23 protein-coding genes and 1 pseudogene are annotated in these 26,949 nt (G+C 72.1%); 12 read left to right on the plus strand and 12 right to left on the minus strand.

The window, feature by feature from the left end:
- Positions 1–192: 192 nt before the first annotated feature.
- Positions 193–2,490 carry an FxSxx-COOH system tetratricopeptide repeat protein gene (fxsT, locus tag ACF1AL_RS35620; RefSeq protein ID WP_391780813.1) on the plus strand — a complete coding sequence of 766 codons (2,298 nt, stop codon included), beginning with the start codon at positions 193–195 and terminating at the stop codon, positions 2,488–2,490.
- A gap of 226 nt (positions 2,491–2,716) precedes the next feature.
- Here the strand turns inward: fxsT and ACF1AL_RS35625 are convergent, their stop codons facing one another.
- Positions 2,717–3,697 carry a LysR family transcriptional regulator gene (locus ACF1AL_RS35625; protein WP_391780814.1) on the minus strand — a complete coding sequence of 327 codons (981 nt, stop codon included), beginning with the start codon at positions 3,695–3,697 and terminating at the stop codon, positions 2,717–2,719.
- Positions 3,698–3,847: 150 nt separating this feature from the next.
- Here ACF1AL_RS35625 and ACF1AL_RS35630 point away from each other — a divergent pair, with 150 nt between their 5' ends.
- Positions 3,848–5,089: a hypothetical protein gene (locus ACF1AL_RS35630; protein WP_391780815.1), complete on the plus strand. Its 1,242-nt coding sequence runs from the start codon at positions 3,848–3,850 to the stop codon at positions 5,087–5,089.
- Between the two features lie 78 nt (positions 5,090–5,167).
- Here ACF1AL_RS35630 and ACF1AL_RS35635 read toward each other — a convergent pair.
- Positions 5,168–5,383: pseudogene (locus ACF1AL_RS35635) on the minus strand (hypothetical protein); the annotation flags it as partial.
- A gap of 527 nt (positions 5,384–5,910) precedes the next feature.
- Here ACF1AL_RS35635 and ACF1AL_RS35640 point away from each other — a divergent pair.
- Complete coding sequence (locus ACF1AL_RS35640; RefSeq protein ID WP_391780816.1) at positions 5,911–6,702, plus strand: hypothetical protein; 792 nt, start codon at positions 5,911–5,913, stop codon at positions 6,700–6,702.
- 252 nt (positions 6,703–6,954) lie between these two features.
- Here ACF1AL_RS35640 and ACF1AL_RS35645 read toward each other — a convergent pair whose 3' ends face one another.
- A complete protein-coding gene (locus ACF1AL_RS35645) occupies positions 6,955–7,920 on the minus strand; it encodes a LysR family transcriptional regulator (RefSeq protein WP_391780817.1) in 966 nt (321 codons plus the stop codon).
- Between the two features lie 71 nt (positions 7,921–7,991).
- Here ACF1AL_RS35645 and ACF1AL_RS35650 point away from each other — a divergent pair, with 71 nt between their 5' ends.
- Positions 7,992–8,879 carry an SDR family NAD(P)-dependent oxidoreductase gene (locus ACF1AL_RS35650; protein WP_391780818.1) on the plus strand — a complete coding sequence of 296 codons (888 nt, stop codon included), beginning with the start codon at positions 7,992–7,994 and terminating at the stop codon, positions 8,877–8,879.
- A 43-nt stretch (positions 8,880–8,922) separates the two neighbouring features.
- Positions 8,923–9,852, plus strand: coding sequence for an SDR family NAD(P)-dependent oxidoreductase (locus ACF1AL_RS35655; protein ID WP_391780819.1), 930 nt, complete (start codon positions 8,923–8,925; stop codon positions 9,850–9,852).
- An 84-nt stretch (positions 9,853–9,936) separates the two neighbouring features.
- On the opposite strand, the gene ACF1AL_RS35660 is transcribed toward ACF1AL_RS35655, so the two are convergent.
- Positions 9,937–10,479, minus strand: a complete 543-nt coding sequence (locus ACF1AL_RS35660; RefSeq protein ID WP_391780820.1) for a TetR/AcrR family transcriptional regulator — start codon at positions 10,477–10,479, stop codon at positions 9,937–9,939.
- Positions 10,480–10,555: 76 nt separating this feature from the next.
- Here ACF1AL_RS35660 and ACF1AL_RS35665 point away from each other — a divergent pair, with 76 nt between their 5' ends.
- The 7 genes from ACF1AL_RS35665 (at position 10,556) to ACF1AL_RS35695 (ending at position 19,369) form a co-directional block, all read left to right on the plus strand.
- On the plus strand, positions 10,556–11,605 hold the full coding sequence (locus ACF1AL_RS35665; RefSeq protein WP_391780821.1) for an aldo/keto reductase: 1,050 nt from the start codon (positions 10,556–10,558) through the stop codon (positions 11,603–11,605).
- Positions 11,606–11,842: 237 nt separating this feature from the next.
- On the plus strand, positions 11,843–12,136 hold the full coding sequence (locus ACF1AL_RS35670) for a hypothetical protein (RefSeq protein ID WP_391780822.1): 294 nt from the start codon (positions 11,843–11,845) through the stop codon (positions 12,134–12,136).
- 10 nt (positions 12,137–12,146) lie between these two features.
- Positions 12,147–13,169, plus strand: a complete 1,023-nt coding sequence (locus tag ACF1AL_RS35675) for an SDR family oxidoreductase (protein ID WP_391780823.1) — start codon at positions 12,147–12,149, stop codon at positions 13,167–13,169.
- A gap of 967 nt (positions 13,170–14,136) precedes the next feature.
- On the plus strand, positions 14,137–15,009 hold the full coding sequence (locus ACF1AL_RS35680) for a universal stress protein (RefSeq protein ID WP_391780824.1): 873 nt from the start codon (positions 14,137–14,139) through the stop codon (positions 15,007–15,009).
- A gap of 249 nt (positions 15,010–15,258) precedes the next feature.
- Positions 15,259–18,057 (plus strand): cation-translocating P-type ATPase, encoded by a 2,799-nt coding sequence (locus tag ACF1AL_RS35685; protein ID WP_391780825.1) that lies wholly within the window; start codon positions 15,259–15,261, stop codon positions 18,055–18,057.
- Complete coding sequence (locus tag ACF1AL_RS35690) at positions 18,054–18,713, plus strand: potassium channel family protein (RefSeq protein WP_391780826.1); 660 nt, start codon at positions 18,054–18,056, stop codon at positions 18,711–18,713. Before ACF1AL_RS35685 ends, ACF1AL_RS35690 begins: the two co-directional genes overlap by 4 nt.
- Positions 18,710–19,369 carry a potassium channel family protein gene (locus ACF1AL_RS35695; protein WP_391780827.1) on the plus strand — a complete coding sequence of 220 codons (660 nt, stop codon included), beginning with the start codon at positions 18,710–18,712 and terminating at the stop codon, positions 19,367–19,369. Before ACF1AL_RS35690 ends, ACF1AL_RS35695 begins: the two co-directional genes overlap by 4 nt.
- Before the next feature lie 41 nt (positions 19,370–19,410).
- Here ACF1AL_RS35695 and ACF1AL_RS35700 read toward each other — a convergent pair whose 3' ends face one another.
- From ACF1AL_RS35700 to ACF1AL_RS35735, 8 genes are read right to left on the minus strand one after another with little or no spacing between them, the layout of a single operon-like run.
- Positions 19,411–20,052, minus strand: a complete 642-nt coding sequence (locus ACF1AL_RS35700) for a V-type ATP synthase subunit D (protein WP_391780828.1) — start codon at positions 20,050–20,052, stop codon at positions 19,411–19,413.
- The gene (locus tag ACF1AL_RS35705) at positions 20,049–21,521 is read right to left on the minus strand and encodes a V-type ATP synthase subunit B (protein ID WP_391780829.1); all 1,473 of its coding nucleotides are present in this window, start codon (positions 21,519–21,521) and stop codon (positions 20,049–20,051) included. Before ACF1AL_RS35705 ends, ACF1AL_RS35700 begins: the two co-directional genes overlap by 4 nt.
- Positions 21,518–23,281, minus strand: a complete 1,764-nt coding sequence (locus ACF1AL_RS35710; RefSeq protein ID WP_391780830.1) for a V-type ATP synthase subunit A — start codon at positions 23,279–23,281, stop codon at positions 21,518–21,520. The genes ACF1AL_RS35705 and ACF1AL_RS35710 overlap by 4 nt, the downstream gene beginning before the upstream one ends.
- On the minus strand, positions 23,278–23,805 hold the full coding sequence (locus ACF1AL_RS35715) for a hypothetical protein (protein ID WP_391780831.1): 528 nt from the start codon (positions 23,803–23,805) through the stop codon (positions 23,278–23,280). Before ACF1AL_RS35715 ends, ACF1AL_RS35710 begins: the two co-directional genes overlap by 4 nt.
- A complete protein-coding gene (locus tag ACF1AL_RS35720) occupies positions 23,802–24,038 on the minus strand; it encodes a hypothetical protein (protein ID WP_366839220.1) in 237 nt (78 codons plus the stop codon). Before ACF1AL_RS35720 ends, ACF1AL_RS35715 begins: the two co-directional genes overlap by 4 nt.
- Positions 24,035–24,457 (minus strand): ATP synthase subunit C, encoded by a 423-nt coding sequence (locus ACF1AL_RS35725; RefSeq protein ID WP_391780832.1) that lies wholly within the window; start codon positions 24,455–24,457, stop codon positions 24,035–24,037. Before ACF1AL_RS35725 ends, ACF1AL_RS35720 begins: the two co-directional genes overlap by 4 nt.
- Entirely contained in the window at positions 24,454–25,962 is a 1,509-nt protein-coding gene (locus ACF1AL_RS35730; RefSeq protein ID WP_391780833.1) for a V-type ATPase 116kDa subunit family protein, read from the minus strand. The genes ACF1AL_RS35725 and ACF1AL_RS35730 overlap by 4 nt, the downstream gene beginning before the upstream one ends.
- On the minus strand, positions 25,949–26,908 hold the full coding sequence (locus tag ACF1AL_RS35735; RefSeq protein ID WP_391780834.1) for a V-type ATPase subunit: 960 nt from the start codon (positions 26,906–26,908) through the stop codon (positions 25,949–25,951). Before ACF1AL_RS35735 ends, ACF1AL_RS35730 begins: the two co-directional genes overlap by 14 nt.
- Between the last annotated feature and the right edge of the window lie 41 nt (positions 26,909–26,949).

Consider the following 26,949-nt stretch of genomic DNA (forward strand, 5'->3'; position numbering starts at 1 on the left):
GGTTGATCCCCTCGTGGAGTTCAGGTCGTTGAGTGCTGTCCGTGCCGCCGTCCACGTTGACGGGTGGCGCCGCTCGGGCGCGGTGGTCCCGGAGGAGCCCGGATCAGCTGGTCGTTTCCGCTGGACGCGCCGCGTCCGAGGGCTCCGGAGTCCGGACGGTTCCGGAGAGCGGAGCGGGGGAAAACCGCGTACATGAGGGAACCTGGCTCACCACAAAGCTGGTTCGTCAACCGGTTGCAGCGGTTGCGCGCGTCCGCGGGCTCACCGGCCCAGGCGCTGTTGCTGGCCCACGACGAGCACAAGGTCCTCACCCGGTCGTCGCTGTCGGACCTGCTGGCGGGCAAGTTCAGCAGACCGCCGCCCTGGGAGCGGGTCGCGGCCTTTGTGACCGCCTGCGTCCGCGCCGCGCACGCCCGCCGGATCGACCTCTCCTGCGAGGAGGAACTCGCGCGGCTGCGGAGCGACCACGCCACGCTCACCGACCTGTTCGAGACCGCTGGCGGAAAGGACCGAGCGCCGGCGGCCCGCCTTCCGGGTCCGCGCCACCGTCCGGCGACCTACCGGCTTCCGCCGCGCAACACCCACTTCACCGGCCGCGACGCCACCTTGCGCGAGTTACGGCAGCGCCTGACCTCGGACGCCGAGGGCGCGATGCAGGTCGTGCACGGGCTGGGCGGCGTCGGCAAGACACAGCTCGCGGTCGAGTATGCCTACCTCTACCGGTCGAAATACCGGTTCGTGGCGTTCGTGGACGCCGAGGACCCCGATCTGGTGCCCTCGCAGTTCGCTTCGCTGGCCCGGGAGCTGGGACTGGCGGAGGTGACCTCGGAACAGGTCGTCCCCCGGGTCTACGGCGAACTGCGGGACCACCGGCCCTGGCTGATCATCTTCGACAACGGTGAGAGACCCGGCACGCTCCTGGACGCGCTGCCGTCGGGTGATGCGGGCAGCGGCGGCCATCTCATCGTCACGACCAGGCTGCGCGGCTGGTCGGGCAGAGCCGGCGTCGTCGACCTGGACGTCTTCTCGAGGCAGGAGGCGGTGGAGCTGCTGACCCGGCGGGTGTCCGGCATGACCGCAGCGGTGGCGGACCGGATCGCCGAGCACCTGGGGGACCTGCCGCTGGCACTGGAGCAGGCGGCCGGGTACATGGACTACCACCACACCGCGCCCGCGGAGTACCTGGCTCTGCTGGCTTCGCGGCTGGAGGACATGATCGCGCTGGGGGAACTGACCGACCGGCCCGCGGTGGTGGTCGCGACCCTGTGGCAGCTCAGCGTGCGCAAGCTGCAGAGCCGGCGGCCGCAGGCCATGCGGCTGCTGGAACTGTGTGCGCTGCTGGCACCGGAGCCGATCCCGCTGGACCTGTTCGGTGACGGCAAGGAACCGCTGATCGCGGCGGCTGCCGACCCGGTGGCGTGGGACACGACGGTCGGCGCTCTGGCCGGCCTGGGGCTCGCCCGGCGCGGCGCGTCCTCCCTGGTGCTGCACCGCCTGGTGCAGGCCGCCATCCGCGCCGCGATGCCGGACGACGTGCTCACCGACGCGCGCACGCGGCTGTGCCGAGCGCTGCTCGCGGCCGTGCCGCACGACATCCACGGTGACCCGCAGGCGCCGTCGCGATGGCAGGAACTGCTCCCGCACGTGCTCGCGGTGATCAAGGACGAGCCGCCGGCCGAGTGCGCTGCCCAGGCGGCGACGCTGCTGCGGCTGGCGTCCGCCTTCCTCCTCTCGATCGGGGAGCACTCGGTGGCACTGCCCCTGTGCGATCGGGCTCTCGCGATCGACGAATCGCTCGGACAGCGGGACGCGGAGATCGGCTTCGACCTGATCACCCTGGCGCAGATCCACCGGGACCGCGGCGCTCCGGAGCGGGCCCGTCCGCTGGCGGAACGTGCGCTGGAACTGCACGAGTCCTGTCTGCCGGCGGACAGTCCGGCCATCGCGACGGACCTGGCCACCCTGGCCCGGATCCGCCACCTCCTCGGTGATCACGAGGCGGCGGTGCCCCTGGCCGAACGGGCGCTGCGGATCGACGAGGCGGCGTACGGGCCGGACGACCCGTACGTGAGCTTCGACCTGATAGCCCTGGCCAGTGTCCACCTCGACCTGGGCGACCACGCCGTGGCCGTGCCGCTGATCTCCCGGGCGCTACGGATCCGCGAGGCCAGTTACGCGCCGGACCACCTGTACATCGGGTACGCCCTGCTCCTCAAGGCCCGGGCCGTGCACGCGCTGGGCGACCCGACCGCGGCGGCCCTCGCGCGCCGAGGCGCACGGATCCTGAACAGCCGGCTCGGCACGTCCCACGCCAAGACGCAGGACGCCCTCGCTCTGGCCGAGCGCTTGCTGGACGGAGGCAATTGCCGCGAACACGGGGAACGCTCCGCAGCCGCCCAGGCCCACGACACAGAGGCCGCCGCACCGGTCCCGGGCTCGCGTCCGACACGAATGCCGGGGAACGGTGACGCGATCCGTCGCGGGGGGTGACGTGTGGGGTGACCTTCTGTGGCGCGGTGTTGAAGCCGCGGATCGTGGAGGCCGGGGGCGCGCTGCGTCCAGTCGAGGGACGGCACGATTCCGGAGCCGGAGCCGGAGCCGGAGCCGGAGCCGGCCTTCCCGTGGCGTCCGGAGGACGGGCCGCCGCCCGTGGTGTGGACGTGGTCTCGTACGGATCGCCCGGCGCTGAAGGTGATGACGGCGACGGCGTGCATGTTCACGCCGTCGTCGGCGTGATCACTGTGCGGGCTGTCTCCAGCAGGGCGGACAGGACCGGCCGTTCCTGGGTGGTGGGCATCCAGGCGAGAGCGGCCGTGGACTGGGGCGCGTCGGCCACGTCCACGTAGGTGACTCCGGAGCGTGGGTACAGACAGCGCGCGGCGGCAGGCAAGAAGCTGATGGCCTGGCCGCGCGCGACGATGTGCAGCAGGCTCTCGATGTCCGCGGCCACGGGACCGAAACGTACGGGCGAACCGTCCGGGCGCGGGTTGACGGCCCAGTCGTCCCACCAGTCGCGCGGCGCCTGTGTCGGCATGTCGACCACCAAGTGGTCCGCGAGGTCTGCGAGGCTGACGGGCCGCTCGGTGGGGAGGGAGGCCAGGCGGTCCGCCGATGGCAGGCAGGCCACCCTGGGTTCGGTGGCCAGCCGGATCGTACGCAGCGCACGCGGCAGCGGGAACCTGAGCAGGGCTGCGTGTACGTCGCCGTTCCCCAGTGCCTCGAACTGGTTGCCGAACGACAGTGCGCGCAGTTCCACCGTGATGCGCGGCTGGCGTCTACGGAGTTCACCGAGGATGGTGTGGGTGTAGGGCATCGCCGCCTCGCCTGCGATGAACCCGAGAACCAGGTGGCCGCGCACCTGTCGCGCGTGCTCGGCGGCGCGGCGCCGTAACCGGGCCATGGCCCACACCGCTTCCCGGGCCTCGGGGACGAGCGCCCGGCCGGCGGGTGTGAGTGCCACCGACCGGCTGGTCCGGTCGAGCAGGGTGACTCCCAGCTTCCTCTCCAGCAGCCGGATCTGTCTGCTGAGGGTGGGCTGGCTCATGAACAGCCGGGCTGCCGCCCGGCCGAAGTGCAGCTCCTGTGCCAGCGTGAGGAACAGACGGAGCTGGTGGGTGCTGGGATCCCGGTCGCCGCCCAGGAGCTCGAGGCCGTCCTCCTCCGGAGACGGCTGGTGTCCATCCGGAACGCCTTCCATAGAACAAAGGTTATCGATCAGGCGGCAAGAGTGATGAAAGAGCTGTGGTCGCCCCAGACGGGCTGGGTGAAGGATGGTTCGCGGGTATCGTCCCGCGCCGACGTCACAGACCGAAGGAGGCATGCACCGGTGAGGAGGAACCTGCTGTCCATGCGTGCCACCTGGCGTCGGCGGTACGCCTTCTCGGCCGTCACGGCGGTGACCGTACTGGTCGCCGCGCTGGCAAGCTGCACCTCGCCCGGTGGGGACACATCCGACGATGTCCCGTCGATGAGCGACCTGATCCAGCCGATACGCAAGACTTCCGCCCTGCACTGGAAAGGCACCTGGCGAGCCGGCATCGGGAAACTCGACCCGGACACCCTCCAGCCGGACGACGCCGACGTGACAGCAGACCTGCGCGCGCTCGGCCACGGCGAGGTGTTCGGCACCATCACCGTCAGCGGCGCCGGCGCCCAGGTTCTCCAGCTGGACGAGAAACACCAGTTCATCAAAGCAGGCGCCGACTTCTGGCGCAGGATGAACCAATCCCTCATCCCCATCACCGACCTGGCCGGCCAATGGGTCGCACAGGAAGACGACCCTCAGGATTTCGGCCTCGACCTGAACCGCCTGGTCCCTGCACAGCTCGCCACCCGCCTGTCCGCCTACACCCCGCCAAGCCCCATACCGAGTGACCCCCTGGACGACCCGCACAGCTCCTCGACAACCCCCGACTGGCGCGCTGCCCCCAGCGACAGCCCCGCACCGCGCCCACGTCCGGCCGGCGTGCCAGGCGACGCCCTCCGCTTCGACATGGACGGAGGGGTCAGCGGGCTGGAGGGCGAACCGGACGGCTCGTACTGGTTCACCGCGCGAGCACCCCACCATCTTCTCGGCTACTCCGGCGACGGCTGGGCCAGCGATGCGCAACTCACCGTCACACAGGCCGGCGCCAAGGATGCCTACGCCGATCTCGCCGCCGCCCTGCGAAGCATCCCGGCCACCGTGACCACCAACAGCATCCACGACGGCCTGGACGTAACGCTGCCTGAAGAGGTGACACCGTGCGCGCGAGGGGCCTGCCTTCCCGTGCGGGTGCCGGTGCGGGTGCGCAACGACTCCTCCACCCACACCATCGGCGAGAAGATCACCGTCACGCTCTACGGCACGGGCGACTTCACGTCCCCGGACGCGATCAAGGACCCTGTAGGGGACTGCTCGTTCACCGTCCCACCGCTCAAGCCCGGCACGTCACTGACCCGGATGTGCACCTTCAACGACCAGCGGATCACCCGCATCCTCGACGGGCACCCGTACGTGTTCTTCCGCGTGGACGCTGCCGGCATCACCACCAAAGCCACCGGACCCAGCGAGGCCAAGGAGTTGGCACAGCGACTGCCCGAACAGTGAGGAACTGCCCGAGCACTGTCTGAGGTCCTCGGGCGGCGGAAGACCGGAGGCCGTGGAGGCCGCTGCGGTACTGATGCCGGAGGTGTCGAGCCACTGGCCGTCGTCGAGCATCAGCAGGAGGGGCCGCTGTGCGGCGAGCGCGAGCAGATCGAGCACGGCGATGCCGAGGGGCATGACCGAGGGAGGTGAGGCCTCGCTGCCGCCGAAGACGACGTCGAACACCTGCCGGTGGCCGGCCTCCAGGCGGTCGATGTGGGAGAGCAGCGGATGGAGGAACTGGTGCAGACCGGCGAACGCAAACCCTCGTCCCGTCATTGAGTCCTCCTGAGGTCTGCACTCGGCAGGCGCGCCTCCTGCGCAAGGCGGATACGGTCCGCCGCAGCAGACGACGCGCGGCCGCCCCTCGCCGGGCCGGCACGCACGTCATGACGACAGCGACCGCCACTCTCCCCGCCTGCGCCTGTCTGGGGCCGCCGCACCGCCCATGCCATCGCCCTGTGCGCCGTCCCCTCCGGGCAGCGTCGCATCGCCATGGCATCCGGCATCTACGTGGCTGCAGCGACCAGGTGCTGCGCGACGTCTTCGACATCCCCGACTGGGCAACGCCTACGTCATGCCCTGCGGACGTATGACCTCCGTCGGCGGCACCACCCGCCGGAACAGCGTCCCGACTCGTCTGGCACCAACCGCTCCACCAGATCCGTCACGCACGGCTCAACGAACGATCACGCCATCAGAAGCGGTGTCTTGGGTCGCCTTGGGACATGACCTGCTCCAGATCGGTTATGGTCGCGATCGCCTGTGCAACAAGGGGAGTTGACATGAGTAGCCCGGACGAATACGAGGCGACGGCAACGAAGGCCGGCCTGGGTGAAGTGGTCGCGGTGCACCCGCGGTACCGGCCGGTGACGCTGGCGATGCAGGCGTGGATCGGCGGTGCGGCCTTGGCCATCGGCATGGGCGCCGGTGTGGCCGTCGGCACGTGGTGGCCCCTGGCGGCGGCCGTCGTCGTGGCGATCGCGGCCGGGATCGCGTATGGGCGCCTGGCACCGGTCCAGGGACTGCAGGCCGTGTTGGTGTGTCAGGGTGGTCTGCTCCTCGACGCCGAGGCCGGGCCGGATCGCATCATCCGCTGGGACGACATCCGGGCCACCGAGTACACCCCGGAGAGCTACCGGGACGAGCGACTGGGGGCCGGCCAAACCCGGACCACCCGCACCTACGAGCAGGGCACGATCTGGATCACTGCGGCCGCCGGGCCGATCACTCTGCTGCACGTGCGGCGCATGGCCCGGCTGTTCGAAGAGATCGACGACCGGATCATTCCGGCCATCCAGGTCGACCTTGACGAGACGATGCGTGCCGAGGGAAGCGTTCAGTTCGATCGCGGTCGGCTCGCCGTCACGCCCGCCGGGCTGGTCCACACGCCGCCGTACGGGCAGGGCGGGGAGTTCGCGTGGTCCCAGGTGCGGTCCGTGAAGGCGGCGAGCCACGGCGAACTGGAGATCAAGGTGACGGGCCAACCTCCGATCCGGTTCGGACTGTTGAACGCCCGGGCGGCCGTGGAATGGATCGAGGAACTGCGCTCGGCGGGCGGCAGCGGCCGGCCCTGAGAACGGAGACCGGAGCCACCGCTCGTGAACCGCTCACGGAAACAGAGGCAACGGCCCAGTGGAGTCCTCCCCGGCGGGGAAGCCTTCGGGGTCGGCGTCCTGATCCGTTACCACCTTCTCGGCCCTGTCATGGGTGTCTGATGTGTGGACGGGACCCAGTGGCGCGGCCTGGGCACCAGGAGTGCGCACCGTCTCGGGGCTGAGGGCGGCCCCTTGGGCGGGTTCGGGTGGAGGGTGGCGGCTCGGGGACGGTCAGGGTGCGGTTGGCGTTGGGCCGTCCGGTGGCGAGGAGCGCGGAGTGGGCGTGTCTGCGTCGAGGGCTGCGGCGCGCAGAGCGGCCGCCACGCGTGTGACCGGCATACTCGGCGACTGGGGGAGTCGGGCCAGGAGCAGCCGGCGTTGTTCCTGGGGGCCGCCTCGGACGGGGAGGATGCGTACGCCCGGTGGTGCGGCCGGGGCGAGGGTGGCAGGCACGGTCGTCAGTCCCAAGCCGGCCGCGACGAGGTGGAGCTTGGCGAGCCAGTCACGCGCGGTGTGCGCGATGTCGGGCCGCTCGTCCAGGCCCGGCCACACACCCATCAGCCGCTCTTCTCCCGAGGAGGAGCCTGCGATCCAGCGCTGCCCGCGCAGGTCGGCCACGTCGACGAAGTCGCCGCGGGCGAGCGGGTGGGTGGCCGGCAACGCCAGACGCAGGGCCCGTTCGGTGAGGGTCTGCAGGGCGAGCGGCGGCGTTTCCGTGTCCGGCGGCCTGAACGGCGGCGCGGAGGCGAGCAGGGCCAGATCGAGACTGCCGGCCCGCAGGGCGCGCACCAGCGCCGGCGTGCTTCCCTCCCGGCCGACGACGTGCAGGTCGGGGTCTGTCCGGCGGAGGGCGGCAAGGGCCCGCGGCACCAGCACCGCCCCCGCGCTGGGGAACCATCCCAGGCGGACGGTCCCGGTCTGACCGGGCAGGCCGGACAGTTCGCGTGCGGTCGCTTCGACCTGGTCGAGCACGATCGTGGCGCGGTTCATGACGACGCGGCCGGCTGCGGTGAGCCGTACTCCCTGGCGCCGCCGCTCCAGCAGTTCGGTACCCGCCGCCCGTTCGATCGCCGCGATCTGGCGGGACACCGCCGACTGCGTGTAGCCCAGCGACGCGGCGGCTGCCGTGAAGGTCCCCTGCTCGGCGACGGCGCGGAAGACGCGCAGGGCGGTCAACGACACATCCGTGAAGTCCATGACGTTTACGCATACCACACGTGAAAAACTTTCGTTGGACTCATGGATCGCGGGCTCCTAGCGTGGCGTGCATGACTGCTTCGCGCACCGCCCTGGTCACGGGCGCCAACCAGGGGCTCGGCCGCGCCCTCGTCGAAGGACTGGCCGCCCGCATGAACCCGAACGACCTCGTCCTGCTCACCGGCCGGAACCCCCAGCGGGTGGCGGACGCCGCACGCGAGGTCACAGGACTGCCCGGCACGCGTGCCCGAGTCGAGGGCCGGGTCCTGGACGTCACCGACACCGATGCCATCGCCCGTCTCGCCGAAGAGGTCCGGGCCCGGTTCGGAGGAGCAGACGTCGTCGTCTCCAACGCGGTCGCACGCCTGTTGCCCGACGAGCCGCAGGCGGAGCGGGCGGACGAGTTCATCGACGTCTCCAACATCGCCACCCATGCGGTCCTGCGTTCCTTCGGACCAGTCCTGCGGCCGGGCGGCCGGCTGCTCGTCGTGGCCAGCAGCCTGGGCACCCTCGGCCACCTCAGCCCTGGGCTCCACCACCTGTTCGACGGCGCGAGCCTCGACCAGGTTCAGTACGCCGTAGAGTCCTGGCGCAGCGCCCTCCACCACGGCACCGCACAGGAGGCGGGCTGGCCCGTCTGGCTGAACGTGCCCTCGAAGGTGGCGCAGGTCGCCGCCGTCCGCGCGGTCGCCGCCGAGCGCCGCAAGCACGACCTTGCCACCGGGACTTTGATCGCGGCCGTGTGCCCCGGCATGGTCGACACCGCCACGTCGCGCCCCTGGTTCAGCGACTACAGCCAGGCCCAGTCACCGGCCCAGGCCGCCGAGGCCCTGCTCGACCTGATCTTCACCGACGGCGTCGACCCCGCCTTGTACGGCGAGTTGGTCCGTTTCGGCAAGGCCCTGCCCTGGCGCGGCGGCACGCCCCCGGTCGAACAGGACCGGATGCTCACCCCTTGACAGGCCGTCCACTCGCTCTGCAGCACACCGCAGGAGTTCATTCATGGGTTCCCTCACCACCCCGTTCGGTTTCTCCAGCACCGCAGCGGAAGTCTCGGAAGGCATCGATCTGACCGGCCGTCGTGCGGTGGTCACCGGCGCCTCCTCCGGCCTCGGAGCCGAAACGGCCCGGGCCCTGGCCGCCACGGGCGCGGCTGTCACCCTCGCCGTGCGGGATGTGACGGCGGGTAAGCGTGTCGCCGAGGACATCACCGAGTCGACCGGCAATCAGGAGGTGCGTGTCGCGCCCCTCGACCTGGTCGATCCCGCGTCGGTCGCCGCCTTCGCCGCCGCCTGGCGGGGCCCGCTGCACGTCCTGGTGAACAACGCGGGCGTCATGGCCTGCCCCGAGCAGTACACCGAACAGGGATGGGAATGGCAGTTCGCCACCAACCACCTCGGTCACTTCGCCCTGGCCACCGGCCTCCACGACGCTCTGGCCGCCGACGGCAACGCGCGCATCGTCGTGGTGAGTTCAGCGGGCCATCAGCGGTCACCGATCGTGTGGGATGACGTCAACTTCGCCTTCCGCCCCTATGACCCGTGGCTCGCCTACGGCCAGTCCAAGACCGCGAACGTCCTCTTCGCGGTCGAAGCCACCCGCCGCTGGGCCGATGACAACATCACCGCCAACGCCCTCATGCCCGGCGCCATCTACACGAATCTGCAGCGTCACACCGGCGGCCGCGGCAGCGGCAGAGTCCCCGCTCACCTCATCAAGACCGTCCAACAGGGTGCGGCGACCTCCGTGCTCCTTGCCGTCTCACCTCTCCTCGAAGGCGTCGGCGGCCGCTACTTCGTCGACTGCAACGAGACAGAGGTCGTCGACCGCCGCTCCGGCACCCTGCACGGCGTCGCCCGGTACGCCGTCGACCCGGACAACGCCCGACGCCTGTGGACCCTGTCGCAGGATCTCCTCGCACGCACGTACTGAGCAGTCGGCCGGACGAGCGCCGCGGGCCCTCCCTGCGGCGCTCGTCCGGAGGGGAAGCCGTCGGCAGGGTTCCGACGAGCCCCCCTAGCGCTGGGATTGGGTGCGCAGTCCGTCGAGGATGAGCGCGAGCATCCGTGGTGCCCGGTCTTCGGGGCTGGACGCGGCGCGCCAGAGTGCGCCGGTGAGCTGGAGGAAGTCGCCGGGGTCGGCGTCCGTGCGGATGCTTCCGTTCTTCTTGCCGGCGTCGAGGATCTGTGTGATCGCGGCGATGACCGGTCCGTAGCTCTGCTCGCTGATCGCCTGGTGTGCGCTGGGGCTGAGCGCGTCGCCGAGACCGTGTTTCCTTCGCATGGCCTCGACGAGGTCGGTCGTCCATCGGCGCAGCGCTTCGAGCGGGGGCATGTCGGCCAGCAGGTCGGGCACGGTGCCGACGATGCGTGTGACCTCGTCCTGGTAGACGGCCAGGACCAGCGCCTCGCGGGTGGGGAAGTTGCGGTACAGCGTGCCCGCGCCGACGCCGGCACGCTGGGCGACCTGGTTCATCGACGTGGCGCTGTCCTCGGCGAACGCCTCGCGGGCGGCTGCCAGGATGCGCGCTCTGTTCTCGCGAGCGTCTGAACGGACCACGGGACCTCACCTTGCTAAGTGGAGAGCTCTCCACTACGGTATCCGGAGAGTTCTCCGCTTACTTTAGAGGGGCATCATGCGCTACATCAAGCTTGGCTCCACCGGCCTGGACGTCTCACCGATCGCGATCGGCGCCATGACCTACGGCGAGCCCGACCGGGGTCATCCCGTCTGGTCGAAGGGCGAGGAGGAGGCGCGCCCGCTCATCAAGCACGCGCTGGAGGCGGGGATCAACTTCTTCGACACCGCGAACCTGTACTCGTACGGCTCCAGCGAGGAGATCCTCGGCCGCGCGCTCAACGATTTCGCCGACCGCGACGAGGTGGTGATCGCCACCAAGTTCCGGCACCCGATGCGGCCCGGTCCCAATGGCCGTGGTCTGTCGCGGAAGGCGGTCATGACCGAGGTCGACCACTCCCTGCGCCGCCTCGGCACGGACTACATCGACCTCTACCAGATCCACCGCAACGACCACGCCACCCCGTGGGAGGAGACGCTGGAGGCGCTCAGCGACCTCGTGAAGGCCGGCAAGGTCCGCTACCTCGGTGCCTCGTCCATGCACGCGTGGGAGTTCGCCAAGGCGCTGCACCTGCAGAAGCAGAACGGCTGGGCGCGCTTCGTGTCCATGCAGAACCACTACAACCTGCTCGCCCGTGAGGAGGAGCGGGAGATGATCCCGCTGTGCCTGGACGAGGGGGTCGGCACGATCATCTGGTCCCCCCTGGCCCGCGGCCGCCTCGCCCGCGCCTGGGACGACGCCCGCTCGACGGTGCGCTCCGAGACGGACGGCGCCTACGCGGACATGCTCTACTCGCCCGCGCAGGAGTCCTCCAACCGCGCGATCACCGACGCGGTCGGACAGGTGGCGGACGCTCACGGAGTCACCCGCGCACAGGTCGCGCTCGCCTGGCTGCGCCGCCAGCCGGTCGTCACCGCGCCCCTGGTCGGGGCCGGTTCGATCCGGCAGATCGACGAGGCCGTGGCCTCCCTCGACATCGAGCTCACCGACGACGAGGTGCGCGCCCTGGAAGCCCCGTACACGCCGCGCTACGACTGGCAGGGCATCTCCGACGAGGCCGAACTGGAGGCCATCCGCAGGCGCGTCCCCGGCATGGCCCCTTCATGAACCCCATCGTCCGCTCCGCGCAGCCGCCCGCGCCGGAGCCCTCCTCATCCTCCTCGGCCCGCTCGTGTCCTGGCTCGCCGAGTTCAGCACCGCCGCCGCATGGCAGAACCCGCCGTAATAGCCCCCGTACAACTGGGTCAGTCACCTCGGCCTGACCGGCCCGGCACAGACCGCGTTCGGACAGGTCGCGAAGTAGCCCGTCTGATCCCGTTCCACACCTTCGGCGCGCAGGGTGTCATGCTCGCCGGCAACATCATGGCGATCGCCGTCGGAACCGTCGGATCCCGGATCGGTCTCGGCAGAAGCCGGTCGATCACGATCACCGTGCTCGGCACCACCGGACTGACCGCGTTCCCCCTCTTCATGGCCGACGTGTCCACCGGCTGGATGTCGAGCATGGGCATGTTCGAGCGCGCCGTGATCTACCCCATCATGATCGGCCACGCCCTCCTGGGAAGCAGCCTGGCCGCCACCCGGCGACTTCGTGCGACGCGGTCGCCGTCACCGCCCCGAGCACAAGTCGCCAACTGAGGAGACACAGATGACACAGGTACTGGTCACCGGAGGGACAGGATTCATCGGGAGCTGGTGCATCCTGAGCCTGCTCGACGCCGGACACGCCGTACGCACCACGGTCCGCGACCTGCGGCGCGCGCCGGCACTGCGCTCCTGGCTGCACGCAGCCAAGCCGTTCGACGACGAGCGTCTCACCGTGGTGCGCGCGGACCTGCAACACCCCGACGGTTGGGACGACGCCGTCGCCGACTGCGACTTCGTCCTGCACGTAGCCTCACCGACCCTGCGCGGTACGCCGGCGAACGACGACGAGATGGTGCTCCCGGCACGGGAAGGCGTCCTGCGGGTACTGCGCGCCTCCCGCGACGCCGGGGTGCGCCGGGTCGTCCTGACGAGCGCCTTCGGTGCCATCGGCATCGGCCACCCCCCGCGCTCCACTCCGTTCAGCGAGGCGGACTGGACCAACGTCGACGGCGACATCCCGCCGTACCAGCGGTCCAAGACGCTCGCCGAGCGCGCCGCCTGGCAGTTCGTCGAGGACGAAGGCGGTGGTCTGCAACTCTCGGCGGTGCATCCCGTGGGGGTCCTCGGACCCCTCCTCGGCCCTGACGATCCGCCGTCCCTGCGCCTGGTGCGCAGGATGCTCGAGGGACGGGTCCCTGCCTGCCCTCCCTTCGGGATGGGCTACGTCGACGTGCGTGACGTGGCGGACCTGCACCTGCGCGCGATGACCCATCCGGCAGCCGACGGCGAGCGCTCTCTCGCGATCGCCGGGCACAGCCTGCGCCTCGTCGACATCGCACGCGTTCTGCACGACCGCCTGGGCGAGCGCGCCGCGAAGGCCCCGACCCGTGAGCTGCCCGTGTGGCTCACGCGCGCGCTGGGTATCGTCAACCCCGAACTGCGGCTGCTGCGGCACCAGCTCGGCCGGAATCTCGACGCCACGAGCGCCAAGGCGGAACGCCTCCTGGGGTGGCGGGCGCGCCCCATCGAGGACACCATCGCGGAGACCGCCGACAGCCTGCTCGCCCACGGCATCGGGACATGACCGGCTCGTCATCGGACCCACCGCAGGCGGGAGGGAGGAGTAGTCGGTGGAGTGGGGCGGCTTCTCAAGGAGTGGTCATGGCCGCTGGGGGAGTGGTGAATGGTCCGACGCCAGGGCGGCGGATTTTCCTCGGATATCACTGTAGGCGTCGATGCCGTGCGCGAGTACGAAGCAGCCGTAGTCAGCGTGGGGATGGCCGGCCTCTGTGAGTCGGTGCGGCGGTCGAACTTCGTGGTCTGAGTTTCGCGCGGTCTTGGGTGACGCGGTCGGGCAGGTTCGACGGGGGTCAGTCGTCGTCATCGCGGGCACTGCCCTTCGTTGCCACGGACCACGGCAACGGAGTCCACCAGGGCCTGACCCACCGAGCCGAGCGGGAGCCCCGTGAAGCCGCCGCGGCCGCGAGCGCCGGCCACGACCAGCTGCGCCTCACGGCCGGCCCCGATCAGGGCCGGCGAATCCGGCAGGCGCCAGGCGAGGCTCCACGGCGATCCGAGGATGGCGCTCTTGTCACGGGCCAGACTCCCGTCCAGGGCTTGAGACGGCCCGCGCGCTCCACGTTTCCCACACGTGGAGCGCGAGCAGGCCCACGCCGCGCAGTGACGCTCCGGTGAAAACGCACTCGACGGCATCCGCGCCCGCCGGAGCGCCGTCAACCGCCCAGTCCGCGGCTGCCGACCACGACGAGCGAGCGGTGCCTGACTCGATCTTCAGCATCACCAGCGGTCACCGGCGGTGACCTTCGCGTTCTCTCCAGCCGGCACGGCTCCGCGGGGCCGCTGCCCGGCCTTGACCAGTGTCCCCTCCACCAGCTCACGCAGCGCATGTCCGCCTTCGCGCCTTCACCCTCCGCCAGGATGCGGCGCCCCGCTTCGAGACCCGGCACACCCACGTGGCGGGCCTCGCCGGCAGGGGTGAGGCTGGAAGCACAGCGAGCAGCCCGGCGGCGCGGAGAACTGCTGGAGGCATCATGAACGGTGCGGACGGGCGTCGGCCGATCGTGGTGGGCGTCGACCCCGATCGTTCGAAACGGCTGGCGCTGGCCTGGGCCGCCGACGAGGCGGACCGGCGGGGCTTGCCGCTCCGGCTCGTCCACGCCCAGGGCGTACCGACCCGCGGGTACCGCTCGGGGGAGGTGCGCCCCTCCTGGGAGGAGTGGAACAGGGCGCTGCACGGTCTGGGTGAGCAGACACTCGAGGAGGCTGCCGGCTTCGTCGAGTCCCGGCGGCCGGCGGTGGAGGTGTCGACGCTTCTGGCGGAAGGAGAGCCCGCGTGGGTCCTCCGTGAGGAGGCTCGGACAGCCGCCCTGGTCGTGGTGGGCTCCTGGCACCTGAGCAGGCGGCGCGAGATGTTCTCCTCCGCCTCCGTGGCGCTGCCGCTCACCGCCCACGCTCCCTGCCCGGTCGCCGTCGTACCGGAGCCGGAGCACGTCACCCAGCAGCCCGCGTACTTCGTCGTCGGTGTCGACGGCAGTCCGCATTCGGCTGCGGCCGTGGACATGGCGTTCGAGGAGGCGGCCCTGCGTGGGGCGCTCCTGCGGGCCGTGTACGTGTGGCATCCGCCGCTCCTCGGCGTGCTGGACGAGGACGCGGCTGTGCGGGAGTGCCGCCGTGTGCTGGCGGAGACGGTCGCGGGCCGTACCGCGACGCACCCGGAGGTGGAGCTGCATCACGAAGTCGTCCGTGGCCACCCGGTGCAGGTACTGACGGAATCCTCGGAGCACGCCCTGGGGCTGGTCGTGGGGACCCGGGGGCATGGAGGGTTCACGGACATGCTGCTGGGCTCGGTGAGTCAGGGCGTGCTGCACCATGCCCGCTGTCCTGTCATCACGGTTCCGGCGTGAGCCGGCGAACGGTCCGGCAGCCTGCCCCGGACGGCCCTGGCGGCGCCGGACGGCCCGGCACACGATGAGAGAGCGCCGCCGATCGGGGGCGGCCGGGCCGGCGACCCGCCCGCCGACCTCCTTGGAGTCCGCGATGGAAGCCTCAGCCACCATCCTCCGCCCGACCCGCTCGGCCCCGTCGGCGACGAGGACCTCGCCACTGTGCGGGCGTGGATGATGCGCACGGGTACGGACCCGCTGGTGCGAGGCGTGAGGAAGGACGAAGGGGCCGGTGCCACGTCCGGTTCCGGTCCGTTTCCCCCGGTGCGGGAACTCACCGCCGGTGATGTCTTCGCCTCGCTGGACACGTCCCGGCGGGGCCTGTCGGCGGCGCAGGCACGGACCCGGCTGGGGCGGTACGGGCCCAACGAGCTTCCCCGTGCGCAGGGCCGAGCCGTGTGGCGACAGCTGGGAGCGCAGTTCACGGACCTGTTCGCGGTCGTGCTGATCGTCGCCTCGGGGATCACCTTCCTGGCGTACGGGCTGCAGGAGCCGCGGGACGTGGGCACCCTGCAACTGGCGGTGGCGATCCTGGGGGTCGTGGTGTTGAACGCCGCCATCGGCTTCGCCCAGGAGTACTCGGCCGAGCGCACGGCCGAGGCGCTGGAGGCGATGGTGCCCCACACCTGTCGCGTGGTGCGTGGCGGTGAACGGCTGGAGGTCCCCGCCCGGGAACTGGTGCCGGGCGACGTGGTGGTGCTGGAGGCCGGGGACGCGGTGTCGGCGGACTGCCGGGTGGTCGAGGCGCATGAGCTGGAGGTGAACAACGCACCGTTGACCGGGGAGAGCAACGCCGTGGCGCGCAGCGCGGAACCCGTGACGGCCGGCCCGCCGCTGGAGGCCCGCAACTGTGTTTTCATGGGCACCGACGTCGTCGCCGGCTCCGGGCGGGCCGTCGTCTTCGCCACCGGCGCGGCCACCGAGTTCGGGCGGATCTACCGGCTGGCCGCGGCGGCTCCCCGGCAGAAGACGCCGCTGCAGGTCCAGGTGGCCTCCATGGCCCGGCGGGTGGCGGGGGCGGCCCTGGCCATCGGCGCCCTCCTGTTCGCCGTGCGGCTGCCCACCGGGGAGTCCATGGTGACCCTGTTCGTGTTCGCCCTCGGGGTCATGGTGGCGCTGGTCCCGGAAGGGCTGCCCGCGACACTGTCCGTGTCGCTGGCGATCGGTGTACGGCGCATGGCGCGCCGCCAGGCCTTGATCAAGCAGCTGCTCGCCGTCGAGGCGCTCGGCTCGACCACGGTGGTGTGCACCGACAAGACCGGGACGCTCACCCAGGCGGAGATGACCGTCACGCAGGTCTGGGCAGAGGGCGTGCCGCACGCCGTGAGCGGTGTGGGGTACACGCCGAGCGGTGAGGTCGCCGACGCGGCGTCGGTGCGTGAGGTGCTGCGGGTGGCGGCCCTGTGCTGCAACGCCCGGCTGGTTCCGGCGGAAGGCCCAGGAGGCGGGGAGCACCGGCGGGTGCTCGGCGACACCACCGAGGGGGCGCTGTTGGTCGTCGCGGCCAAGGCCGGCCTCGACCTGGGCGCGGAGGAGGCGGCGGCTCCGCGCACCACGGAGTACCCCTTCGACTCCACCCGCAAGCTGATGACCACGGTGCACAAGAGGGGCACGGGCTACCAGGCGTGTGTCAAGGGAGCGCCCGGGGAGCTGCTGGCGCGTTGCACCCGTGTGGCCTGGGAGGGCCGGTGCGGGCCGCTCACCGCACAGGACAGGGCGGCGGTCGTCCAGGCGAGCGACGGACTGGCCTCCCAGGGGCTGCGGGTGCTGGCCGTCGCACGACGGGACGTGGACGAGCCCCGCCCCGCGCAGGAGGAGGCCGAGTCCGGACTGACGCTGCTGGGCCTGGTCGGCATGCTGGACCCGCCCCGCCCGGAGGTCACCGACGCGGTCGCCGCCTGCCGGCAGGCCGGCCTCCGGATCGTGATGGTCACCGGCGACCACCCGCTCACCGGGGAGGCGGTGGCCCGCAGGGTGGGGATCGTACGGCGGCCGGATCCGGTCGTGGTGACGGGCGCCCGGCTGGACACGATGGACGACGAGGCGCTCGACACGCTGCTCGCCGAGCCGTCGGAGCTGCTGCTGTGCCGGGTCAGTCCGGAGCACAAGATGCGTGTGGTCACGGCCTTCCAGCGGCGGGGCGAGGTGGTGGCGGTCACCGGGGACGGAGCGAACGACGCCCCGGCGCTCAAGCACGCGGACATCGGTGTGGCGATGGGAGCCTCCGGCACCGATGTCGCGCGGGAGGCGGCCTCGATGGTGCTGCTGGACGACTCGTTCGCATCCATCGCCGCAGCGGTGCGGCTCGGAAGGGCGGTCTATCAGAACATCCGCAAGTTCCTCGTCTACCTCTTCAGCCACAACCTCGGGGAGCTGGTCCCCATCCTGGCGGCGACCTTCGCCGGGTTCCCGCTGGTGCCCATCAGCGCGGTGCAGATCCTGGCGATCGACCTGGGCTCCGATGTGCTGCCCGCCCTGGCCCTGGGTGCGGAACCGCCGGAGTCCGACGTGATGGAGCGCCCGCCGCGCTCACGGCGGGAACGGCTCTTCTCGGCCCCCGTGGTGGGACGCATTGTGTTCCTCGGCGGCATCCAGGCGGTGTGCGTCACCGCCGTCTTCTTCTGGCACATCGATGCCTCGGGCATTCCGTTCGAGGACTTCACCAAGGAAACGCCCGCCTACCGGGAGGCGATCACCATGGTCCAGGCCGGGATCGTGCTCAGCCAGTTCTTCAACGCGCTCACCGTGCGCAGCGAGCGCCAGAGCATCCGCACGGTGGGACTGCTGTCCAATCCGGCCCTGCTGGCGGCGGGCGGCTTCGGTGTCGCCCTCATGGTCGCGATCAGCTGTCTGCCGCCGCTGCAGGCCGTTTTCAACACCGCCCCGCTCGACGCCGCCGACTGGGCGGTACTGGCCGGCCTCGGCACCCTGCCCCTGCTCGCGGACGAGGCCCGCAAAGCGTGGTTGCGCCGCCGCGACGAGCGCCGGATGACGGGAGCCCAACGGTGAAGGTGATCGTCGTAGGCTGCGGACGGGTGGGGTCCTCTCTTGCCGGTCTGCTCGCCGCGGAAGGGCACGACGTACAGGTGGTGGACCGGCGTGCCAAGGCGGCCAGGCGGCTGCCCGACAGCCCCCGCATCCGCTTCCACGAGGGCAACGGCTACAGCCGCGCCGTACTCACGGCCACAGGGATCGAGCATGCGGACGCATTCGTCACCGTCACCTCCCGGGACAACAGCAACATCGTCAGTGCGCGGACGGCGAAGGAGACCTACCGGGTGCCCGTCGTCCTCGCCCGCCTCTACGATCCCCGGCGCGCCGACCTCTATCGCGAGCTGGGCATCCCCACCATCTCCAGTGTGGGCTGGACGGTGCACCAGATCCACCAGATGCTGTTGCACCGCCATCTGCGCCCGGAACTCAAGTTCGGCAACGGTGAGACGCTGCTCGTGCGCTCCGAGGTGCCGGACTACCTCATCGGACGCCGGCTGGCCGAATTCGACGTCGACGGAGAGATCCGCGTCGTCGAGGTCACCCGCGCGGGCCGTTCCCGGATCCCCGCGCACGGCACGCCGGCGAACGCCGGTGACCTGGTCACCTTCGCCGTCGCCGCCACCGCGCTGGGCAGGCTGCGCGGCTTTCTGGACAAGGAGCTGGGGACGTGAACGTGCTCATCGCGGGCGCGGGACGCCTGGGCACCCAGATCGCCCAGGTCCTCTCCGCAGCCCGCAACGAGGTCACGCTGGTCGACATCGACGACGACCGCGTCGCCGAACTCCAGGGCCGGCTCCCGACGGTGCGGCTGGTCGCGGGGGACGCGTGCGAGCCGGCCCTGCTGGAGCACGCCGGTGTACTGGTCACCGACCTGGTCGTCGTCACCACCGGCAACGACGAGGACAACCTCGTCATCAGCCTGCTCGCCAAGCGGCGCTTCTCGGTGCCCCGCGTGGCCGCCCGGGTCAACGACGCCGACAACGCCTGGCTGTTCGACGCACGCTGGGGCGTCGACGTCGCCGTCCCCGCCGCCACCCCCCTGATCTCGCTCATCGAGGAGGCCACCGGGGCCACCGACACGGTCGCCCTGCTCCGGCTCAGCAAGGCCGGCGTCGACGTCATCGAAACGGCCATCACGCCGCAGTCCAGGGCGGTGGGCCAAGCCCTGGCCGACGTCCGGCTGCCCGACGGGACGGTGGTCGCGACGATCGTCCGCGACGGACAGCCCACCGTTCCGGATCCGGCGATCCGGCTCCGGGCCGGGGACGAACTCCTCCTCGTCTCGCACGCCGCGACCGAACAGGAGATCCACGCCGCATTCCAGTGACCCCCCAGGCAGGTGGAGGATTGTGGGCCTCACGCCGACGGTCACTGCCCGGCCCCCGATCCGCTCTCCCCGGCTTCCCCCGCGGCCCAGCGCCGCCGGACGCCGTCCTCGTGCTCGGCCTGTTCAAGGGCCAGGTCGGCCCGGTCGAGGGCCTCCCGCAGCCGGGGTATCCAGTGGCGGCGCAGGGCACGGACCCGGTGCCGCGTGCTGATCACCTCCGCACTCACCGACTCGGCGGCGGCGTGGGCCGCCGCGAACTCTGCGGCGGCACGCACGGCACGGCCGTATGCCGCCTCGGCGTGCACCAGGGCCGTGTTGGTGGGAGCGGAGGCGGTGGACGGACGGGGCGGTACGAAGAGGGAGACCGCCGCCGGATGACGTACTCCCATGGACGTGGCCCAGCGCACCGTGACCTCGGCGGGGCCGATGCCCATGGCGGCCGAGGCGAGAGCCTGTTCCCCGCCCAGGAGCAGTCCCCGCAGCAGCCAGCTCTCGGCCTCGGACAGCAGATCCCGCCAGGACCGGGCAGCTGCCTCCTCCGCGCGCTGCAGCCGCTCCTGTTCGGAGCGGAGGATGCGCAGTTTCTGCTCCAGCAGGTCGGCTCCCCGCTCGGCGACGTCGTGGCTGTGCCGCAGCCGCATGCGTCCCGCACGCCCGGGCGGCGTACGGCGGGTGCCGGTCACCGGGGAGCCTCCTCGCCGGGATCGTCGCGGGCACCGGCACGGCCGGAATCACCGGCATCGCCGGGAGCATCGGCATCGGTGAGTTCGTCGAGGTCCTTCGCCCCACGGGCGTCGAGGAGCCGGGCCGGGAGCATGGACAGCTGGCTGCGGGGCAGCGTGAGCAGTGCCTGCCAGCCGCGTTCCAACGAGGCGTCGAGGCCGCGCGGTGCGTCGCTGCGCTGCTCGGCGAAGTCCCGCAGGAACGCCTCCTCGAAGTTCAGGTAGCGGCGGTCGGTGGGGCTCAGCGCCGCCTGGCCGACAAGGTCCGCGAGATCGCGCACCTGCCGGGCCCGGGCCAGGGCGGCCAGCAACTGGGCGGCGACGTCGAGGTGGTCGTCGCGCGTACGGCCGGGGCCCGCTCCCTTGCGCATCAGGCGGGAGAGGGAGGACAGGGCGTCGAGGGGCGGGTAGACGCCCCGCGCGTGCGTCTCGGGCGAGAGCACGATCTGCCCCTCGGTGATGTAGCCGGTCAGGTCCGGCACAGGGTGGGTGATGTCGCCCGCGGGCATCGTGAGCACGGGCAGCACGGTGACCGAGCCGGGACGGCCCTTGATACGTCCGCACCGTTCGTACAAGGAGGCCAGGTCGCTGTAGAGGTAGCCGGGGTAGGCGCGGCGGGCGGGGATCTCCCCGCGGGCGGCGGAGACCTCGCGCAGCGCTTCGGCGTACGTCGTCATGTCGGTCATCACCACAAGGACGTGCCGTCCCTCGGTGAAGGCGAGGTGCTCGGCGACCGTGAGCGCGATCCGCGGGGTGAGGATCCGCTCGATGACCGGGTCGTCGGCCGTGTTCAGCAGCAGGACCAGTTCTCCGGCGGCGGACCGCTCTTCCAGGGCGTCGCGTACGAAGGAGGCGTCGGCGTGGGTGAGCCCCATACCCGCGAAGACGACGCTGAACGCCTCGCCGGCCGCGGTGGACTGGGCGGCGATCTGGGCGGCCAACTCCAGGTGCGGCAGCCCGGCCACGGAGAACACCGGCAGTTTCTGCCCCCGTACCAGCGTGGTCAGCGCGTCGACGGCCCCCACACCGGTGAGCACCGGCTCGGACGGCGGGTCGCGCCGCACCGGGTTGATGGGGGCGCCGCCCACCTCGGCGGTGTGGGAGCCGACGACGGGCGGGCCGCCGTCCAGGGGCTCGCCGCGGCCGTTGCAGACGCGGCCGAGCCAGTCGGTGCCGACCGGGACGCGCAGCGGGCTGCCCGAGAAGGCGGCCCGGACGCCCTCCGGGTCCATGCCCGCGGTGCCCTCCAGCACCTGGACGACCGCCAGGTCGCGGTCGGCGTCCAGGACCACGCCGTGGCGCCGCTCGCCCGAGGCGAGAGTGAGGTGGACGTATGCGTCCCAGCCGACCCCGGTCACGCCGTCGACGACAGCGAGCGGTCCTCGAAGCTCGCGCACCGATGTGTACTCGATCAGGTCGGACAGGCTCATGGCCGCATGTCCCCCAGCCTGGCGAGCATCGCGTCCCGCCGCGCCGCCACGCCGGTGGCGTCGTACGGGCCGGTGTCCTCCCGGGCACGCAGCAGGGGGCCGAAGTCGACCTCCTCCACCGAAGCCGCCGGGACACCGGAGTCCACCAGCTCGCGGCAGCGGTCGGCGACCGCGAGGACGGCGTCGGCCAGCGAGGCCGTCTTCTCCGGGCCGCAGTACGCGTCCTTCTCCGACAGCGCGCTCTGCTGCAGCACGCCCTCGCGCATCAGCCTCCCGGCCAGGACGCTGATGCGCTCCCGGGCCGGAAGAGCCGCGATGCCGATCAGTTCCACCAGGTCGGCCAGCCGGTCGGCCTCCGCGAGTACCGCTCCCACCCGCTCGCGGCGCCGGACCCAGGCCGGATCGCCGAGCGCGCGATGCCCGGCGGACAGGACCGGTACGTCCCGGGAGAAGGACCCGGCCCAGGAGACCGCCGGGTAGTGGCGGGCGTAGGCGAGGTCGCGGTCGAGGGTCCACAGGCAGCGGACGAAGCGTTCGGTGTGCGCGGTCACCGGTTCCGTCATGTCCCCGCCCGGTGGGGACACCGCGCCGATGACCGTCACCGAGCCGCGGGCGCCACCGAGAGTCATCACGGAGGCGGCCCGTTCGTAGAAGGCGGCGATGGCGGAGGCCAGACCGGCCGGGTAGCCCTCCTCCGCGGGCAGCGCGCCGGTACGGGAGGCGAACTCGCGCAGCGCTTCCGCCCACCTGGAGGTCGAGTCGGCGATGACCACGACGTCCAGGCCCATGTCGCGGAAGTACTCGGCGACCGTCATCCCCGTGTACACGCTTGCCTCACGCGCCATCATCGGCATGTTGGAGGTGTTGGCGATCGTCACGGTGCGGTCCGCGAGGCGTCCGCCCGTGCGAGGGTCCCGCAGTTGTGCAAGTTCGGTGATGACGTCGGCCATCTCGTTGCCGCGCTCCCCGCAGCCGACGTAGACGATGACGTCCGCGTCGCACCACTTGGCTATCTGCTGCAGCAGCATCGTCTTGCCGGTGCCGAAGCCGCCGGGCACCGCCACCGTGCTGCCCCGGGCCACGGGAAAGAGCAGGTCGATCACCCGCTGGCCGGTGGTGAGGGCCTCGTGGCTGTCGACGCGCTCCTTTACCGGGCGTGGCCGGCGCACCGGCCACAGAGCGCCGACCGTCACCTCGGCGCCGCCCACCACGGCCACCGTCGCGTCGCGCGCATGCTCTCCGGCACCGGAGATCTCCGCGACCTCGCCCGCGCAGCCGGGCGGCACGAGGACCCGCACCGGCACCGGTCCCGCGTCACGGATCTCGCCGAGCATCTGCCCCTCGGTCACCTGCTCACCCTGCGTGACCAGGGGAGAGAAGGACCAGGCGCGTTCCTCGCCAGCAGTCCGCTGCGTGCCGGGCAGCAGCCAGTCGCCGGCATCGGACAGGGGGCGCAGCAGACCGTCGAAGATCCCGCCGAGCAACCCGGGGCCGAGCCGGACCGACAACGGGCGGCCCTGGGGCTGAGCCGTCTGTCCCGGAGCGAGCCCCCCGGTGTACTCGTACGCCTGTACGGTGACCACGTCACCGCGGATGGCCACCACCTCGCCGGGCAGCCCGGCCGGGCCGATCGAGACCAGGTCGTACATCGCGATACCACTTGTGTACCCCAGCTCGACCAGCGGCCCGGTGACACGCAGGATCCGGGAGACCGGCTGCCGGGCAGCGGGCCGCCGACGCCGTCCACCGGCTTCCGTCATGGCTCCCACAGGCTCCGCACCTCCGCTCCCAGCCCAGCGAGCGTGCGATCGGCCAGCGCGGTGAGCGAGAGGTCGATCCGCTTGCCCGGCACCTCGGCCACCACACCCCCGTCGGGGTGCTCGCTCACCTCGGCGCCGGGCCCCAGGAGGCACCGGGCCCGGCGTTCCAGCCGCTCCCGCAGGGACGCGTATCCCTCGCTCCCGCGCAGCTCCCGAACCCGTGCGACGGCCTCGCGGCGCAGTTCCTCATATGCCTCCCGACGCGCGGCGAGCGTGTGTGCCCTGGCCTCCCGGCGGGCTTTGACAAGAAGGTCGCGGGCGGCGTCCGCGCCATCCGCCTCGCCCTGGCGCGCGGCCTCGTCGAGGACCGCCCGGGCCTCGGCGCGGGCCCGGTCGAGCAGCGTGGCCGCCTCCTGCTCGGCGCGGGCCAGGAGCGCTTCGGCATCGGAGTGAGCCGACCGCAGCAGCTCCGCCCGGACCGGGTGGAGTGCGCTGGTCGTCCCTTCGGGGGCCGGGGTCGTCATGGCGGCATCACGGCGGTCAGCGGGCGGTGGCTCCCGGCCGCCGCGGAGTCGGGTTTCAGCGCCTCGGCCGCGGCAGGGGTGAGGATCACCAGGTCGACGCCCTCGGGCAGACTCCGCCAGACCCGGCGCACGGCCTCGGCGTCGTCGGCGACGAGAACGTCCACTCCGGCCAGGGCCAGACCGGCCACACGGGCGCGCTCTCCGAGGGCGGCGACGCGCCCCACCGTCCTCACGCCTTCCCGATGAGGATGACGGCCACGACCAGCCCGTAGATGGCGATGCCCTCGGCCAGGCCGACGATGACCATGGCGCGGCCGAAGAGTTCGGGCCGTTCGCTGAGGGCCGCGAGGGCGGCCGCACCGGTGTAGGCGACGGCGATGCCGGCGCCTATCGTCGCGCCGGCCACCGCGATCGCGGCACCGATGAGGGCGGCGGACCCGGAACCGGAACCGGAGTTCTGCGCTGCGGTGCTCGCCGCCTGGGCGGATCCGCCGCCGAGCGCCAGTGTCAGCACCGCGGTGGCGGCCAGCAGGAGCACGGCGTCGGCGGCGACCATCCACCACAGGGCGGTGCGGCCCGAGCGCCGCAGCACCAGGCGTACGGCGACGAATCCCGCCACGACGACCGGAAGGGCCAGGAACCAGGTGATCACGGATACTCCTCCCTCGCCGGGGTGTGTGGGCCGGCCACGTGCGCGGCGAGCGGCCCGGCCGCGACGGCAGACGGCGTGCGGTGCTGCACGGGCAGATGCCAGGGCCTGAAGGGGCGGCCCTCGCCCTCGAAGAGGCGGGAGAACAGCTCGTAGAACTCCAGCCGGAGCGCCTGGACGCCCGCCACCAGCGCCTCCAGCGAGAAGGCCAGGGCATTGCCGAGCAGGAAGACGAGTGCGGCCGCCGCGACGCCGACCGGGCCCCGTCCGGCCAGCGCTGTCGTGCCTTCCCAGACGATGGAGCCGAGCGCCGCGTGCGTCAGGCCGAAGGCCGCGAGCCGCGCGAAGGACACGACGTTGGAGCCGATCCTCACCACGGCGTCGAAGAGCTGGATGCCGGTCTGTACGGCACCGCCCGGGCCGCCGGCCGTGGTCGTGTGCAGCCCCACCCCGGCAAGCACCAGGCCGGCCACGGCGATCACACCCCCCACCACGCCGTACGCCGCACGGCCGAGCCACACGTACCCGGCGACGACGGCAAGACCCAGGTAGAGCATCGCCCCGGCCACACCGGTTGTCGCGTACAGGGCCGTCGCCGGGCCGCCCTCCCGCCAACGGTTCGTGATCCCCGCGGCATAGGCGACGGCCAGCAGCACGGCACCGAAGGCGACCGCGGTGGCCAGCAGCCGCATGGGCTCGTCCAGCGGTTCCAGCCACAGCACGGGCAGAACACCGGTCGGACCGAAGAACTCGCCGTACGCCACTCCGGCCAGGGTGGCGGCCAGCCCGGCCCCGGCGACGAAGGGCCACAGCGGGCGCAGCGTCGCCGCCCGGCGTGGCCGGCCCGCCCGCAGCAGCAGCGCGAAGGCGACCAGCAGCAGCCCATGCCCGGCGTCGCCGAACATCAGGCCGAACATCACCACGTAGACGATTCCGGCGGCCATCGTGGGGTCCAGGTCGGCGTAGGGCACGGTTCCGTACGTCGTGACCAGCGGTGTGAAGGAGCGGCGTACCGTCGTCGCCGGGTGCGCCTGATGCGCCGGGGGTGCGGAGGCGGCTCCGGCGAGCAGAGTGGGCGGGTCGACGCCACGCGGGGTGCGCAGCGGCACCAGCGCGCCCCCGGCACCGGCGATGCGCGCCGTCGTGGTGCCCAGCTCCGCCTCGGGACACCAGCCGGCCAGTGCCGCGACCGCGCCGCGCCGGATCGCGCTGCCGAGACGTTCCTCCATCTGCGCCTCACCCGCCAGCAGGTCCGCCCGGCCCTCGCGCTCCAGGGTCTCCAGGTCGGGGGGAACCTCGCTGAGAACCGGTTGTGCCGGCTCGGCGCGCAGCCGCTGCAGCCGTCTCGCCGCGGGGCCGCGGACATCCGGCCCACCGTCGTCGGCCAGATCGATCTCGACGCAGCCCGCCTCGGCGATGCGCACCAGGCTCTCGCGCAGTGCCCGCTCGGGGGCGACGACGGCCACCCTGCGCATGCGGACCGGGATCGCCGACTCAGCCCGGAGCATCGAGCACCTCCGCGGGCCAGTCGCCGGGGCCGCCGCCCCGGGCCGCCAGTTCCAGCGCGCCGCGAGTGCGCCAGGCGTCGGCGGACAGCACTGCCACGGCTCCCACCACGGGCTCCGGCCCGAAGCGGGAGCGGCGCAGCAGCTCCCGGCCGTCCCGCTCGACGGCGTCCCACCACCGTGCCTCCGCCCGCCACAGATTCGCCGCCTCGTCGAGGCTGTTCAGCAGCCACTTCGCGGTGGCCGGCAGCGCCTGCCGGAAATCGGCGTACGACCCCGCCCGTACCGCCCGCCCGCCCAGCAGCCGGGCCGCCCGGCGGACGGAGACGTCCGGCAGGCGCCGGCCGACGACGAACACCTCACGGCCGAACAGCAGGGCGAGCCGGGCCGCCGCCCAGCGTGCCGCGTCGGGAACCTCCGTCGCGAGCCGTACGGCGGCGGAGACCCGCATGCCCGTGGCGACCGCGGCCGGGGAATCGCCCCCGGGGTCGCCCCACGGGGAGGCCGCCAGCGCGGTCCGCAGTTCCGCCGGCGTACGGGTGCGGGCGAGCCGTGTCCAGGCGATCGCCAGCGCGCCCAGGCGGTAGGGCGGGGGAGGGAGGCGTTGGGGGCCCGGCCGGCGCGGGTCGGCCGCGAGAGCCCTCAGGTGTTGTTCGGTGTTGGAGATCTCGAATCCGGCGGCGAGTGCCCGGACGGCGTCGGCGCCGGTGGCCGGCTGCCAGCCGGCGAGGACGCGCAGATGCCACAGCAGGGTCGTCGAGACCGCACGCTGGGCTTCGGCCGTGGTGGCGCCCGGGGTGACGTCGTGCCGGTACGCGGTGGCGGACAGGTAGCGCAAGGCGTCGTCCAACGTCCGGGAGCCGGCCACGTTCCGGACACCGTCCGGGCCCAGGCACCTGGTCCGCAGAGCGCGTGCCCGGGTCACACCGGCCACCCGACCGGCTCCCATCAGGGACACCCCCCGTGGGGTGTTCCGTGATCCCCGGCCCG

It is taken from the genome of Streptomyces sp. NPDC014801, from assembly GCF_043082085.1.
Taxonomy (GTDB): domain Bacteria; phylum Actinomycetota; class Actinomycetes; order Streptomycetales; family Streptomycetaceae; genus Streptomyces.

Excerpts from the sequence above, each read along its gene's own strand:
- fxsT (WP_391780813.1), top strand. The coding sequence starts at position 193 with ATGAGGGAACCTGGCTCACCACAAAGCTGGTTCGTCAACCGGTTGCAG.
- ACF1AL_RS35625 (WP_391780814.1), bottom strand. The coding sequence starts at position 3,697 with ATGGAAGGCGTTCCGGATGGACACCAGCCGTCTCCGGAGGAGGACGGC.
- ACF1AL_RS35630 (WP_391780815.1), top strand. The coding sequence starts at position 3,848 with ATGCGTGCCACCTGGCGTCGGCGGTACGCCTTCTCGGCCGTCACGGCG.
- ACF1AL_RS35640 (WP_391780816.1), top strand. The coding sequence starts at position 5,911 with ATGAGTAGCCCGGACGAATACGAGGCGACGGCAACGAAGGCCGGCCTG.
- ACF1AL_RS35645 (WP_391780817.1), bottom strand. The coding sequence starts at position 7,920 with ATGGACTTCACGGATGTGTCGTTGACCGCCCTGCGCGTCTTCCGCGCC.
- ACF1AL_RS35650 (WP_391780818.1), top strand. The coding sequence starts at position 7,992 with ATGACTGCTTCGCGCACCGCCCTGGTCACGGGCGCCAACCAGGGGCTC.
- ACF1AL_RS35655 (WP_391780819.1), top strand. The coding sequence starts at position 8,923 with ATGGGTTCCCTCACCACCCCGTTCGGTTTCTCCAGCACCGCAGCGGAA.
- ACF1AL_RS35665 (WP_391780821.1), top strand. The coding sequence starts at position 10,556 with ATGCGCTACATCAAGCTTGGCTCCACCGGCCTGGACGTCTCACCGATC.
- ACF1AL_RS35670 (WP_391780822.1), top strand. The coding sequence starts at position 11,843 with ATGCTCGCCGGCAACATCATGGCGATCGCCGTCGGAACCGTCGGATCC.
- ACF1AL_RS35675 (WP_391780823.1), top strand. The coding sequence starts at position 12,147 with ATGACACAGGTACTGGTCACCGGAGGGACAGGATTCATCGGGAGCTGG.
- ACF1AL_RS35680 (WP_391780824.1), top strand. The coding sequence starts at position 14,137 with ATGAACGGTGCGGACGGGCGTCGGCCGATCGTGGTGGGCGTCGACCCC.
- ACF1AL_RS35705 (WP_391780829.1), bottom strand. The coding sequence starts at position 21,521 with ATGAGCCTGTCCGACCTGATCGAGTACACATCGGTGCGCGAGCTTCGA.
- ACF1AL_RS35710 (WP_391780830.1), bottom strand. The coding sequence starts at position 23,281 with ATGACGGAAGCCGGTGGACGGCGTCGGCGGCCCGCTGCCCGGCAGCCG.
- ACF1AL_RS35715 (WP_391780831.1), bottom strand. The coding sequence starts at position 23,805 with ATGACGACCCCGGCCCCCGAAGGGACGACCAGCGCACTCCACCCGGTC.
- ACF1AL_RS35730 (WP_391780833.1), bottom strand. The coding sequence starts at position 25,962 with ATGCTCCGGGCTGAGTCGGCGATCCCGGTCCGCATGCGCAGGGTGGCC.
- ACF1AL_RS35735 (WP_391780834.1), bottom strand. The coding sequence starts at position 26,908 with ATGGGAGCCGGTCGGGTGGCCGGTGTGACCCGGGCACGCGCTCTGCGG.